This window comes from Cerasicoccus frondis (assembly GCA_031296915.1).
Taxonomy (GTDB): domain Bacteria; phylum Verrucomicrobiota; class Verrucomicrobiia; order Opitutales; family Cerasicoccaceae; genus Cerasicoccus; species Cerasicoccus frondis.
Window position 1 is genome coordinate 132,322 of sequence record JAVDPC010000007.1, and the last position, 13,465, is coordinate 145,786.

A 13,465-nucleotide genomic window follows, 5' to 3' on the forward strand; every position below is an offset into this window, starting at 1 on the left:
CATTAATTAAGGTTATTTAGGCTGAAAGCCTATGGGAGGCTAAGGTTTGTTGCCCAGGTTGATTTTTTTATCAGCTCTGTAGCCCAGCGACGAAGCCGGGCTTGTCCGGGTTCTTAAAGAACGCCGAGCCGGACACCAGCGTGTCTGCGCCGGCCTTGAGGCAGTCCTGCCCAGTAACGGCGTCCACGCCGCCATCGACTTCGATGCGCCACTGGTAGCCCTTGTCCGCGCGCCATTTCGCGACGGTTTCGATCTTGGGCAAGACGTCGGTGCGGAAAGATTGGCCGCCGAAGCCTGGCTGCACCGTCATCAGCAGGACGAGGTCCACGTGGTCCAGGTAGGGCAGCAGGTCATCGGTCGGCGTGCCGGGGTTGATGCAGATGCCGCACGTCGCGCCGAGCTCGCGAATGCGCTTCAGCGTGGCCAGGTGGTCGTAGTCGGGCTCGGTGTGGATGGTGACGTTTTGCGCGCCGGCCTCGATGAACTGCTCGATGTATTGATCGGGGCGCGCGAGCATCAGGTGCACGTCGAAGAAGAGCTTACTGTCCGGGCGCAGGTCTTTGACCGTTTGCGGGCCGAAGGTGAGGTTCGGCACGAAATGCCCGTCCATGATGTCGATGTGGACCCACTCAATGCCGGGCGTGGCCTCGGCGACGGCCAAGCTGTCAGCGAGGCGGGCGTGGTTTCCGGCAAGGATCGATGGTGCGACGAGTGGCTTCATGCGCGATATGCTTTGTAATGCAAAGTTAGTGTTGGTGCATCAGGTGCGGGAGCAGGTCGGTGTGGTGCGAGACCATCTTCCACTCGCCGTTGATGTTACGGAAGACGTTAGTCGCGCGGATTTTGACTTCAACCTTTTTGCCCTCGTTGTCGAAATTTTGCCCCACCTCGTAGCACTGCACCACGGCCATGCCGTTGCCCAGAATCAGGTGGATGTCGGTCGGGGTGACTTTGCCGCCGAGCTTCAAAGCCGCCTGCTTCTCCCAATCCGCCTTAATCTTACTCCAGCCGACCACGTAACTGCCGTCCGGCCCCATGTAAGTCGCCTCCTCCTCATCGTGCGACCAAACTGCCTCCATCGGCGCAACGTCGCCCGTGAACATCGCATTCAACGCGGCGTAAAATTCCTCCGTGGCTCGCAGCACCTGCGGCCCACTGGCAGCCTGTAGCCCGGAGGCCAGCGTTAACAAACAAAGCGAAGCGAGTAGGTGTTTTAGCATAACGGCGTATTGATTGAACGCTCAGTTAATGCTGATTGCTCGGCCGTGGCGAGTCGGAAAGGGGGGAGAACGATGAGTTGCGGCACGCCGTTAGTCGTTTTCAAGAAGCGATTGGTTATCCTTTTGCTTGCTCTGGTCTGGAAGAAAGAACAGGACCATAAGCCCGATGAAGCCAGTAAAGGCGATGAGAAAGAGTACGGGATGGTATCCTTTTCCTTTCACCGCTTTCCAGAAGCCTACCAAAAAAAGAACTGCCGCTGGAATCAAGGGGAGGCTTGCGACTAGATTTATTTCTTCCGAGAACGCATTCATCCTGAAAATCCAACCCGTCAGCAACCAATGGACCGCCCATATTCCAACCCCCCAAGCGATAAGTTTCCTTCCTGGAAAATCCCGTTCTTGGAAAAAATCGGCCGGATCTTTATATTCCTTTTCCATTTTCTTCGTCGAACGCTCAGAGTAGCTGACCGACATGGAGCGCCGGGAGGCGTGGAATGAAGGGTCAGCTATCTCGACTGGTTCGGTTGCTGGTTGCGGTGCGGTTGTATGGTGGAGGATTGGTAATCTTTGTAGGTGGGTTTCAGGTGGATGGCAATTCTTCAGTGTGATGGAAATAGATTTTCTGTGGTGGAGTGGCTTTGCGTCTTCGCGCCTTCGCGTGAACAACTCCTACGTAATGATCTCACGCGAAGACACAAAGGCGCGAAGAGTTTCTTAGGAGTGGCAATGTTGACCGAACGATGAGTTCACACGTGGAGAGCAGCGCAGCTGCTCGGATATGTGTGCAACGATTGGTTAGACTTATCAGGCTTACGCTATATTCTTGAAGAATGACAGTTCTTTCCCTTCTTCGCCTTCTTGCACAAATCCAAATTTCTCATAAACGTAGATTGCACGTCGATTTTCGGGGAAGACACAAATTTTAAATCTTTGAGCATCTGGAAACAATTCGAGAGCTAAATCAGCTGCTGAACCTAAAAGTGCCTTTCCATATCCTCTGCCTTGGTATTCATGGTGGATTGCAATCCTGACAAAATTGATAATCCGAATGTCATTTTCGACAAAAGGATAAAGCAACATATACCCCACGATTTCACCATTAATAGAAGCCAGTTTGAATATCGCATCCTTGTATACAAAAGCATCTGCCATAGTACACGTTATGTTGGCAATGAATCGCTTTTGCTCTTCGCCAACTGATAGCTTTTTAGCTACGTCATAGTTTTCTGGTGTAACGTCTATTAACTTCATACTTTACGGTCTAACGTTAAGAGCTGGTGGTGAAAAACCGGAGGTTTTTCAATCATCAGTTTCGCCTGGCTCTGATTCGATTGCTTCCATCAAATTATTCACCATTTCAGCTGACACATCCTTCGGCTCTTCTACTTTAGAGATGATCGAGTCTGAAACAGTAATGTCAAACAAGTCGCCTGAGTGCCCTCTCAGTCGAAATAGATTACTATCCTGCTGCAAGGCGAAGTCGTTCCATTCTGCTTTTTGGTTCAAATGCTTGAGCACTAATTCAAAGTTCGCTCCTTCAAGGTCCTCTCTTTCAAATTCGCGATCAACGTAAAGCAAGATAAAACCAGGAGGAAGGATCTCCGCAACAGCCTCTGATTCGTAGGTAACCTCTTTTTCGCATCCCCCAAAAGCCAATATACACAAACTGCTAGACAGAACTTGGAACAAAGCTTTCATTTTCAGAACAGTATTATTGATCACACCTCAAAACTTACGAACTAGGTGGCACATGGGTGTGTTTCATCGCTTGAGAGTGGCTGTATAAGTCTTGTTCGTCAAGGATTGCGCTTGTTGGGGATGGATTTATCTTGGTGGTGGTGGATATTCTAGTTTGTAAGTTTTTGCTCCGAGGAGGCAGAGGCTTTGCGAGCGTATGCGCAGCCAGCGGATTGGGTTACTGCGGTTGGGCTTTTTTTGGGGGAGCACCATGAAGGGTCGCTGGCCGTGGTTTTCGATAATCTGTCGCCTTCGCTTGCGTCCACATGGAAGTGGGCTTCATCTTTGGAGTTTAATCAACGCATTTTCCGCGCCATGAGATTTCAACGTACTTCCATAAAATCCATTCTATCGCTCTCGTTGATGGGCGCCATCGTTGCGCTCACCGGTTGCCAATCCCAGCAGGCACAGCGGCAGGGAGAGGCGGTCCTGCAGCCGGTTGCTTTTTCGGACCAGCAGTGGACCGGTGTGGCGGTTTCCTCGGCGGGCCGCATTTTTGTGAACTACCCCCGCTGGTCGGATGATGTGCCGCTATCGGTGGCGGAGCTGGTCGATGGGCAGCCTAGGGCCTATCCCAATGTGGCGATGAACCAATGGACGCCCGGCAAGGACCCGGCCACGCATTTTGTGTGCGTGCAGGCGGTCTATGCGGATGGCCGTGATGCGCTGTGGATCCTCGATCCGGCAAACCCGAAGTTTCAAGGAGTCGTTGCCGGTGGGCCCAAGCTGGTGCAGGTCGACTCGGCCACCAACGAAATTGTGCGGACGTATCGCTTCGGCCCGGATCTGGCTCTGCCCGCCAGTTACTTGAACGATGTGCGCATCGATCATCAGCACGGCTATGCCTACATGACCGACTCCGGGACCGGCGCGCTCGTCGTGCTAAACCTGCAGACGGGGGCCGCGCGGCGGGTGCTTGACGAGCATGCTTCGACATCGGCCGAGGGCGTTACGCTAAACATCGGCGGTAAGCCCTGGCTGCGCAACGGCCAGCCCCCGCAGGTGCAGGCCGACGGCATTGCCTTCGATGCTGAGGGCGACGTGATTTACTACCAGGCGCTCTCCGGTCGCACCATGTATTCCGTGCCGGCCGCCGCGCTGCGCAATGCGGACCTGACGCCCGCCGAGCTTGCCGCGCAAGTAACCGAGGTGGGCAAGACAGGCTCGTCAGACGGCCTGGTCTATGCCCCCGATGGCCACGTTTACATCACCGCGCTGGAGCACGACGCAATCCTGCGCACGACACCCAATGGCGTGGTGGAAACCGTGGTGCAAGACGACGCCATCGCCTGGCCCGACACCTTTAGCCTCGGCCCGGACGGGTGGCTGTATTTCACCACTGCCCGCATCCACGAAGGCAGCGAGCCACAAGACCGCTACGGCCTTTACCGCATCCAATTGTGGGATTAGTCTGGTTGAAAACTGATACTGACAAACGCTCTATGTGACTTGGTAAGGGGCATCGTTCTCAAGACGTTTACCCAAGCTTATCACCGGATCGACTTTGAACCCGATACTCTCGTAAAAGGCTACGACACCAGCATTCGAACTTCTAACTTGTAGATTGATTTTGGGGCATCCGGCATCTTTCAGGAGTCGCTCCGCTTCGGTCATCATTTGATGTGCATATCCTTGCCTTTGTTCGGTTGGAGTCACGGCCAGGTAATTAATCCACCCGCGATGCCCCTCATAGCCAACCATGCAGGAGGCTATGATTTCACCTTTCTTGAGCCCCACCAGTAGCCATTCAGGGTTTACCATCGACTTCCTTTGAATGTCCTGAATCGGGTTGTTCAGTCCAGTAATCAATCCGCACTCTGTCCATAATTGCAGGAGAGCTTCTTGGTCGGAATTCTTGTAAGGCCTGATTTCCATTTTGTATGCTGAACGTTATAGTGGGAGTGTGTGGCTAGATGCCGCTTAATGGATGCTACCCTGATTGGTTGTGCAGACGCCAGTATTCAAAAAAGGCTGCCGGTGTTGTGTTGTAAACTAGCCTTATGTTAGGACCACAACAGCCCGTGAGTCACACCAAAACAGGTGGGTGTCTCTCCCGAAGCGTCGGCGACGCTCCCAGGAAGTGTCGCCGACACTTCGAGCTACAGTCGGCGACGCTTGGTCGCACAGTCGGCGATACTTCGTGAGCTCTGGAGGCTTCCGGTGGGCCGACTGTTCATGGTTTGAGTATGGCGAAACGGGCGCAGTCTGGCGAAGGAAAAATCGGAGGAAAAAGGAAAAAGATTAAAGGAAAAAGGGGCGGCGGGATTGTTGATTAACCGCGAAGAGGATGCCGGGTTCGACCTTTTCCTCGCCGGCGATTTATCACCCAATCGCGAGCAGGATCGCCACCTGTGCGATGCCGACGATGAAGCCCAGCGCGCCGCCGAGCCATTCGATCAGCTGGAATTCGCGGTTGGCGATGCGGCGGACAAGCTCCTCCAGCTTGAACATTTCGAAGGCGAGGATGCGCTGGCGGACGATGTCGCGCACTTGCAGGCGCGCCTCGACGTCGGTTGCAATGCGCTCGCGCATAGGCTCGATTTCGGCGTGGATGGACTCCAGCGCCATGCGTTCCAAGCTGGAAATTGTGCTGTCGTTGATCATGCCGCCGATCAGCGGGATGCCGCGCAGCTTTTCGGCGACGCGGCCACGGATGACTTTGCGGACGAAGCCGTCGATGTAGCTGTGCACATCGAGCTGCTCGATCTGCTCGCGGATGACGTGCTGGGTGAGCAGCTCGGTCTCGACAACCTCCGCGACGCGCTCAGCGATCTCCTCCTGACGGCGCGGGATGAGGCCTTGGATTTTGATGCCCAACACGTTGACGGGCAGTCGAGGGCGGAAAAGCATTTGAATCGCCAGCCAGTTCGTGAGCCAGCCGATAAAGGCCGTCACAAATGGGATCCACGAATAGCGGATTAAGGCGTCGGTGATTTCAGGGTTCATTGAACAAAGGGACCATATTGCATACAGTGCGTTCCGTCTCACAACGAAAATCGTGTCCCGCGTCCCCCTCATTCAGCCCAATCAAAACGGCCTCTTCTGCGAGGTCGGCGGCTTCTACATCGATCCGTGGCGGTCGGTGGAGCGCGCCGTCATCACCCACGCGCACAGTGATCATGCGCGTTCGGGGTCGCGCGCCTACCTGTGCTCGCGCCGTGGGGAGGGCGTGCTGCGGCATCGCATCGGGAGCGCCGCGCCGATTGAATCGCTGCCCTTTGGCGAGACGACGATGATCAACGGCGTGCAGGTCTCGCTGCATCCGGCGGGGCACATTCTGGGCTCGGCGCAGGTGCGCGTGGAACATCAGGGCGAGGTCTGGGTGGTTTCTGGCGACTACAAAACCGCGCCCGATGCGGCGGCGGAAAACTTTGAGCCTGTGCGCTGCGACACGTTCATTACGGAGTGCACGTTCGGGCTGCCGATCTACCGATGGCCCGCGCAGAGCGAGGTGTTTGCCGACATCAACCGCTGGTGGCGCGCGAATCAGGCGCTCGGGCGGACGTCCATCGTGCTGGCCTATTCGCTGGGCAAGGCGCAGCGTGTGCTGGCGGGCGTAGATGCCAGCATCGGGCCGATTGCGGTGCATGGCGCGGTGGCGCCGTTTTTGCCGCTGTATCGCCGCGAAGGTGTCGCGCTGCCCGAGGTGGAAACGCTGACCAAGGACAACGCCGCGGATTACCGGGGCAAGGGCCTGGTCGTCGCGCCGGGGGCGGTGCAGGGGACGACCTGGCTTAAGAAAATTGCGCCCAATTCGCTGGCCTTCGCCAGTGGCTGGATGGCGGTGCGCGGCGCGCGGCGTCGCCTTTCGCTGGATCGCGGGTTCGTGCTGAGCGATCACGTGGACTGGACGGGCCTCATTGACGCGGTCAAGGCGACCGGCGCGGAAAACATCGGCGCGACGCACGGCCACACCGCGCCGTTTATCCGCTACGCGCGGGAGGTCATGGGGCTCAACGCCTACAACGTGCCTTCGCGCTACGAGGGCGAGCGCATTGACCGCGAAGAGCCTGAGGAGCCGCAAACGGAGCTGCCGCTGTGAAGGCCTTTACGCAGCTCTTCGCGCGGCTCGATGAGTCCAACCGCACCAACGACAAACTCGCGGCGATGCGGGATTATTTCGCCGAGGCCGAACCGCGCTCGGCAGCGTGGGCGCTGTGGTTTCTGATGGGCAACCGCCTGAAGGCACCGGTGAAGACCAAGATGCTGCGTGAATGGGCGAGCCAGCTCTCGGAGTTTCCGCTGTGGATGGTCGAGGAGTGCTACAGCCACGTAGGCGACCTTGCCGAGACGTTGGCGCTGATCCTGCCGCCGGGCGAGGACGATGCGGAGGATTTGCCGCTGTGGCAACTCGTCGAAGACAAGGTGATGGCGCTGGCCGATTGGGACGGCCCGCTGCAATTCCCGCTCGTGCGCGCGGCGTGGGGTGGCCTCGGCAGCAGCGAGCGCTTTGTGTATAACAAGCTGATTACGGGTGGTTTTCGCGTCGGAGTGAGCCGGATGCTCGTCGTGCGCGCGCTGGCGGAGTTTGCGGGCGTGGAGCGCGCGGTGATGGAGCACCGATTGATGGGCGCCTGGCGTCCCTCGGCAGAGAACTTTCAGCGGCTGCTCTCGGACGAAGGCGATGATGAGGGCAACGCCGCGCGGCCGTATCCCTTCTTTCTCGCTTACCCGCTGGAGGGCGAGCCGGCGGACCTCGGCGATTGCGCGGACTGGCGCGCCGAGTGGAAGTGGGACGGCATTCGCGCACAGCTGATCAAGCGTCAGGGGCAGGTGCTGCTCTGGTCGCGCGGGGAGGAGATGATTGCCGAGCGCTTCCCGGAAGTCACGACGTTGGCCGCGCGCCTGCCCGAGGGCACCGTGCTCGATGGCGAGCTGATGGCGTGGCGTGATGCGCGCCCGTTGTCTTTCGCCGCGCTGCAGAAACGCATTGGCCGGACGAAGCTAACGGCAAAAGTGCTGGAGGAGGCACCGGTCGCGTTCCTCGTTTATGATTGTCTGGAGTTTGGCAGCGAAGATTTGCGCGAACGAACTTTGCGCGACAGAGTTACTTTGCTTGGCAAAGCAATTGAGGATGTTGCCGGGCCGGATTCGTCGATCTTGCTCGCGGAAAGCGTGGAGGCGGATTCGTGGGCGCAATTGGCCAAGCTGCGTGGCGAATCGCGGGCGCGCGGCGTGGAGGGGCTGATGCTGAAGCGCTGGGATTCCCCGTATCGCGTGGGCCGCGTGAAGGGCGATTGGTGGAAGTGGAAGATTGATCCGTATTCGATCGACGCCGTGATGGTCGCTGCGCAGGCCGGGCATGGCCGACGTTCGGGTTTATATACCGACTACACCTTTGCGCTGTGGAAGGGCGAGGAGCTCGTGACTTTTGCCAAGGCCTACAGTGGCTTGACTGATGGCGAGATCGCGCGGGTGGACCATTGGGTGCGGCGACACACGTTGTCGCGACATGGGCCGGTGCGGGTGGTGGAGCCAGAATTGGTCTTTGAATTACATTTCGAAGGCATCGCGGAGTCGACGCGGCACAAGAGTGGCCTCGCCGTGCGTTTTCCGCGCATTGCGCGTTGGCGGGAGGACAAACCGGCTGCCGAGGCGGATTCGATTGAGACGGTGCGGGCGCTGTTGGGGGCATCGGAATAGGGACGGCATCATTTTCCATTGAAACGATTTAACCACGAAGGACACGAAGCGCACGAAGGCTGAGAGGCAAGTGATTTGAAACTCACGCCAAGACCCAAAGACCCAAAGTTTCCATCATAAGAAATTAACTTGGGGTCTTTGGGTCTTGGCGTGAAATAAACTACGACTCGCTGGTCTTCGTGCGCTTCGTGTCCTTCGTGGTTAAAAAATGCGGAAGGATTTCCACGTTCAGATTAGAAAGTGCCGGTTGTTGCTTGCCGCGGAATGAATTTCATACATACTGGCAGCTAAACTGCTAAGCTAAGTCCTCCATGCCCAAGAACATCGGATTTATCTCAACCCGCTTTGCCGGAACAGATGGCGTCTCACTTGAGAGCGCTAAATGGGCGGAAGTCCTGTGGGACGATCGCCACGTGAGCTATTGGTATTCAGGGCTCAGCGACCGGAGCAAGGACATTGCCTACGTCGTGCCCGAGGCGTATTTTGGCCACCCGGAGAACATGTGGATCAATGAGCGGCTGTGGAATCGCACCGTGCGCGACCCATTGGTCTCGTCGCGAATCCGCGACATGGCGGACTACCTGAAGAGCACGCTGCATGATTTTGCCCGCAGGCATAACCTGGATTTCCTTATTCCGCAAAATGTGCTGACAATTCCGATGCACGTGCCGCTGGGCATCGCGGTCACCGAGTTTCTGGCCGAGACAGGCATTCCGACCATCGCGCACCACCACGACTTTTATTGGGAGCGTACGCGCTTTTCGGTGGGCTGTATCCAGGACTACCTGGACCAGGCTTTTCCGCCGAGCCTGCCAAATATTCGCAATGTGGTGATCAACCGCCCGGCGGAAGAGCAGTTTGCGCTGCGCAAGGGCGACTCCGCGCTGCTGATCCCGAACGTTTTCGACTTCGATAAACCGGCGCCGCAGCCCGATGATTACTCGGCGGATATCCGCGATGAACTCGGCTTGGAGCCGGACGACATCATGATTCTCCAGCCGACGCGCATCGTGCCGCGCAAGGGCATCGAACACGCCATTACGGCCGTGGGCATGTTGAAGGACCCGCGCTGCAAGCTGGTCATCTCGCACGCCGCAGGTGACGAAGGTATGGACTACAAGCACATGCTCGATGAGAAGGCCAAGGAAGAGGGCGTCGACATTCGCTACTTCGACAAGCGCATCGGGGAAGTCCGCCAATACGACGACGACGGCAAAAAGATTTACACGCTGTGGGACCTTTACCCGCACGCGGACTTCGTCACCTACCCGAGCACTTACGAGGGCTTTGGCAACGCGCTCTTGGAGGCGGTTTATTTCCGCAAGCCCACGCTGGTCAACCGCTACTCGATCTTCATTCAGGACATCGAGCCCAAGGGGTTCCGCTTCGCGCTGATGGACGGCATCGTGACCAATCGCGTCGTGAAAGAGATCAAGCGCATCCTCGACGACCCCGCCTACCGCGAAGAAATGTGCGAGCACAATTACCGCGTCGCCCGGAGGCATTACAGCTACACGGTGCTGAGACGGTCGCTGCGGATGTTGATGACGCAGCTCACAGGTCTTAACTGAGACCTGTGAAGATTAAAGTGAGCAAATTAAAAATTAAAGTGGACTACGAGATTGAAGAACCGGCAGTTGCTTTTGAGAAGCTTCAGGTGTGGAAGCGTGCCTGCCGCTTGACGGTATCACTCTATAAAGTGTTGGAGAGTTTTCCGGATCGATCGCTGAAGGATCAGATGACCAGGGCTTCTGTTTCGATTGCGTCCAATATTGCGGAAGGGTACGAGCGAAACAGTCCGAAGGATTTTGTCCGCTTCTTACGCATCGCCAAAGGTTCAACGGGTGAACTGCGCACCCAGCTTTATCTCGCGCAATCGCTTGGCTTTGCGTCCAAAACCGACGTTGACGCGTTAGTCAGTGAATGCAGTGAAATTTCCGCCATGCTCCAAGGCTTCATCAAGTCGATCCAATCCCGGCAAGTATGAGCAGTTCGCCACGATCTTTAATTTTTAATTTGCTCACTTTAATCTCATGATCAAACACATCGACCAGGCTATTCTTTCACGCATTAAGCGGCGCCTTTTCAACCTTTACGGCGATAAGGCGCACCAGCTCACCGAGCGGCTGTATTACATGGTCGGACGCTATGGAGTGGGGACGAATCCGCCGATTAAGCCCGAGCATCGATGGACCGAAAACGACGTGTTCCTGATTACCTATGCGGACATGGTCAAGAGCAAGCGCAGCACGCCGCTGGCCACGCTTAAGCGCTTCGCGACGGAGAACCTCAAGGGGGCTATCAACACCGTGCATATTTTGCCGTTTTATCCGTGGTCGAGTGACGACGGTTTCTCCGTGATCGACTACCGCGAGGTGAAGGAGGATTATGGCGCGTGGAACGACGTCGAAAATCTCGGCGACGAGTTCAAGCTGATGTTCGACCTGGTGTGCAACCACTGTTCCAGCCAGAGCCCGTGGTTTCGGGATTTCCTCGTGGGCATTGCGCCTGCCAATGAATACTTCGTTGAGATGGACCCGGAAACGGATCTGTCCGCCGTCGTGCGGCCGCGCACTTCGCCGCTGCTCACCAAGACGGTGACGCGTGATGGCGACGCCTGGGTCTGGACGACCTTCAGTGCGGATCAGGTGGACTTGAATTGGCAGAATCCCGATCTGTTGTTTGAATTCCTGGACATTCTGATGCTCTACATCAGCCATGGCGCAACGACGATTCGCCTCGATGCGTGTGCGTTTATGTGGAAGGAAGTGGGCACCGATTGCCTGCACCTGCCACAGACGCACGAGCTGATCAAAGTCATGCGCGACTTCTGCGAACTCATTGCGCCGGAGGTATTGATCATCACCGAGACGAATGTGCCGCACGACGAAAATGTCAGCTATTTTGGGCGAAACGATGAGGCGCACATGGTCTACAATTTCAGCCTGCCGCCTTTGCTGTTGCACGCCTTACTGACCAACAACAGCAAATACCTGACGAAGTGGGCGACCAACCTTGAGTATCCTGAACCAGGTGAAGGCACGTTTTTTAATTTCACTGCTTCGCATGATGGGGTGGGCGTTCGACCGCTGCAGGGGTTGTTGCCTCAAAGGGAATTCGACAAGCTGATCCATGCGGTGGAGCAGCGGGGCGCGCATGTATCCAAGCGCACTTTGCCCGATGGCTCACAGAGTCCGTATGAGCTGAATATTACGTATTTCTCGGCGCTGTCCGGGCGCCATGATTCCGAGGGGATGGGCGCGGCGCGGTTCCTGTGTTCTCAGGCGGTGGCCCTGGCGTTTAAGGGCGTGCCCGCAGTGTATTTTCACAGTTTGGTGGGAACGCCTAACTACCACGAAGGCGTTGAGCAAACGCATGCGCCCCGGACGATTAATCGCCGCAAATACGATGAAAAAGAGCTGGCCGACTTATTGGCGGACAAGACGCGCTCGCAAGGCACCATCTTCCGCAAGTATCTGCAGATGCTGCGTCGGCGCACGAATTATCCGGCCTTCCACCCGGACGGCGACCAAAAGATAATCGACGCCGGCCCGAAGATTTTCGCGCTTGAGCGCACATCGCCGCGCAAGAATCAGACGGTGTTCTGCGTGTTCAACTTCACCGATGAAGAGCAGTCTGTGGTGAATCCCAAAGACACTGAAGTGCTCAAGAAAGCGAAGAAATTCTACGACATCCTTTCAGGTAAAACCCACAGTGATGGCTCGCGCGGCATCAAGCTCGCGCCTTATCAAGCCATGTGGCTGGTCCCGCGTTTAGATTGATTACACCCGATGAAAGAAGCCCAATACTCCGTAACCATTCATGCGCCCAGAGCAGCTGTCTGGGAGATCATGTTTGCCGAAGAAAGCTATCGCGACTGGACTTCGCCTTTTTGTGAAGGCTCTTATTATGTTGGCAGTTGGGAAGCCGGCGCGGAAATCCGCTTCATGTCGCCCAGTGGCGATGGCATGTTTTCGCGGATTGCTGAGTGTCGCCCGCACGAGTTTGTTTCCATCGAGCACCTGGGCCTGATCAGCAATGGCGTCGTCGACACTGAGACTGAGAAGGTCAAGCAATGGGCGCCCACCAATGAGAACTACACTTTTACGGAGGAATCAGTCGGCGTAACGACCCTCTTGGTCGAGATGGGAATCATGCGGGAATATGAGGCTTTCTTTGATGAAGCCTGGCCCAAGGCGTTGGCTCGCCTCAAAGAGCTTTGTGAGGCAAAGTAATTACTCCTCGATCTCGTGCTCAGCTTCTGGCATCGGCGTCTCAGGGAGCGTCTCCGCCTCGACTTCCACGGCTTCTTCGGTTTCAGGCGTAACTGTATCCAGCATCGGCAGCAACGCGTCGTAGGCGCCTGGCTTGGAAAACAGATAGAAGCCCTTGATGCGCGCAGGACCGCCGAACTTGTAGCCAATGACATTGGCGTGGTCGATGATGGCGATCTTTTTGGTGACCGGGTAGCCAGCCTCCTTTAGGTCGGCAAGGATGCCATCCAGCGCCTTGGTGGAGCGCTCGGTGGACTGCTTGATGAGCGCAGACTTCTTACCGAAGGGATAGAACTTGATTTTGAAGAGGATCGTGGAGCCGTCTTCGCTGGCGGCGAGTTGGATTTCCTCACCGTTGACGACTGCTTCGCGTTTCGGACCCAAGCGCCACGAATCGCGCGGCACCGGGTAAGGCTCGCGGTTGTCGATCGAGATATCCTGAATGGTGTCCAGCTCGGCTCCTTTGTATTCGAACTCGCGGGCCGAGTAGCAGCCAGTGAGCATCAGGCCGAGTAAGCCGGTGATAAATAAAGCTAGGTTTCGCATGACGGCAGTCTTCATTGCGAATTGGATTTAGTGTTTCTGGCCGTC

Annotated in this window: 15 protein-coding genes; 7 read left to right on the plus strand and 8 right to left on the minus strand. The window is 56.6% G+C overall.

What is annotated here, in order from left to right; genetic code table 11:
• Positions 1 to 70: 70 nt before the first annotated feature.
• The 5 genes from rpe to RBB63_RS07955 all read right to left on the minus strand — a co-directional run bounded on the left by rpe (position 71) and on the right by RBB63_RS07955 (position 2,918).
• Positions 71 to 721, minus strand: a complete 651-nt coding sequence (gene rpe / locus RBB63_RS07935; RefSeq protein WP_309382874.1) for a ribulose-phosphate 3-epimerase — start codon at positions 719 to 721, stop codon at positions 71 to 73.
• 25 nt (positions 722 to 746) lie between these two features.
• Complete coding sequence (locus tag RBB63_RS07940; RefSeq protein WP_309382876.1) at positions 747 to 1,220, minus strand: YybH family protein; 474 nt, start codon at positions 1,218 to 1,220, stop codon at positions 747 to 749.
• Between the two features lie 90 nt (positions 1,221 to 1,310).
• Complete coding sequence (locus RBB63_RS07945; protein ID WP_309382878.1) at positions 1,311 to 1,694, minus strand: hypothetical protein; 384 nt, start codon at positions 1,692 to 1,694, stop codon at positions 1,311 to 1,313.
• Positions 1,695 to 2,030: 336 nt separating this feature from the next.
• A complete protein-coding gene (locus RBB63_RS07950) occupies positions 2,031 to 2,471 on the minus strand; it encodes a GNAT family N-acetyltransferase (RefSeq protein WP_309382879.1) in 441 nt (146 codons plus the stop codon).
• 48 nt (positions 2,472 to 2,519) lie between these two features.
• A complete protein-coding gene (locus RBB63_RS07955) occupies positions 2,520 to 2,918 on the minus strand; it encodes a hypothetical protein (RefSeq protein ID WP_309382881.1) in 399 nt (132 codons plus the stop codon).
• A gap of 354 nt (positions 2,919 to 3,272) precedes the next feature.
• Between RBB63_RS07955 and RBB63_RS07960 the strand changes: the two genes are divergently transcribed.
• A complete protein-coding gene (locus tag RBB63_RS07960; RefSeq protein ID WP_309382883.1) occupies positions 3,273 to 4,367 on the plus strand; it encodes an L-dopachrome tautomerase-related protein in 1,095 nt (364 codons plus the stop codon).
• A 30-nt stretch (positions 4,368 to 4,397) separates the two neighbouring features.
• Here RBB63_RS07960 and RBB63_RS07965 read toward each other — a convergent pair whose 3' ends face one another.
• A complete protein-coding gene (locus RBB63_RS07965; RefSeq protein ID WP_309382885.1) occupies positions 4,398 to 4,832 on the minus strand; it encodes a GNAT family acetyltransferase in 435 nt (144 codons plus the stop codon).
• Between the two features lie 447 nt (positions 4,833 to 5,279).
• Positions 5,280 to 5,903 carry a DUF445 domain-containing protein gene (locus RBB63_RS07970; protein ID WP_309382887.1) on the minus strand — a complete coding sequence of 208 codons (624 nt, stop codon included), beginning with the start codon at positions 5,901 to 5,903 and terminating at the stop codon, positions 5,280 to 5,282.
• A 52-nt stretch (positions 5,904 to 5,955) separates the two neighbouring features.
• Here RBB63_RS07970 and RBB63_RS07975 point away from each other — a divergent pair, with 52 nt between their 5' ends.
• The 6 genes from RBB63_RS07975 (at position 5,956) to RBB63_RS08000 (ending at position 12,835) form a co-directional block, all read left to right on the plus strand.
• A complete protein-coding gene (locus tag RBB63_RS07975) occupies positions 5,956 to 6,999 on the plus strand; it encodes a ligase-associated DNA damage response exonuclease (RefSeq protein ID WP_309382889.1) in 1,044 nt (347 codons plus the stop codon).
• The gene (locus RBB63_RS07980; protein ID WP_309382891.1) at positions 6,996 to 8,600 is read left to right on the plus strand and encodes an ATP-dependent DNA ligase; all 1,605 of its coding nucleotides are present in this window, start codon (positions 6,996 to 6,998) and stop codon (positions 8,598 to 8,600) included. Before RBB63_RS07975 ends, RBB63_RS07980 begins: the two co-directional genes overlap by 4 nt.
• A 311-nt stretch (positions 8,601 to 8,911) precedes the next feature.
• A complete protein-coding gene (locus tag RBB63_RS07985; protein ID WP_309382893.1) occupies positions 8,912 to 10,171 on the plus strand; it encodes a glycosyltransferase family 4 protein in 1,260 nt (419 codons plus the stop codon).
• A gap of 17 nt (positions 10,172 to 10,188) precedes the next feature.
• On the plus strand, positions 10,189 to 10,587 hold the full coding sequence (locus RBB63_RS07990; RefSeq protein WP_309382895.1) for a four helix bundle protein: 399 nt from the start codon (positions 10,189 to 10,191) through the stop codon (positions 10,585 to 10,587).
• Between the two features lie 46 nt (positions 10,588 to 10,633).
• Entirely contained in the window at positions 10,634 to 12,382 is a 1,749-nt protein-coding gene (locus tag RBB63_RS07995; protein WP_309382897.1) for an alpha-amylase family glycosyl hydrolase, read from the plus strand.
• A gap of 9 nt (positions 12,383 to 12,391) precedes the next feature.
• Complete coding sequence (locus tag RBB63_RS08000) at positions 12,392 to 12,835, plus strand: SRPBCC family protein (RefSeq protein WP_309382899.1); 444 nt, start codon at positions 12,392 to 12,394, stop codon at positions 12,833 to 12,835.
• Here RBB63_RS08000 and RBB63_RS08005 read toward each other — a convergent pair whose 3' ends face one another.
• Positions 12,836 to 13,435 carry a hypothetical protein gene (locus RBB63_RS08005; RefSeq protein WP_309382901.1) on the minus strand — a complete coding sequence of 200 codons (600 nt, stop codon included), beginning with the start codon at positions 13,433 to 13,435 and terminating at the stop codon, positions 12,836 to 12,838.
• Between the last annotated feature and the right edge of the window lie 30 nt (positions 13,436 to 13,465).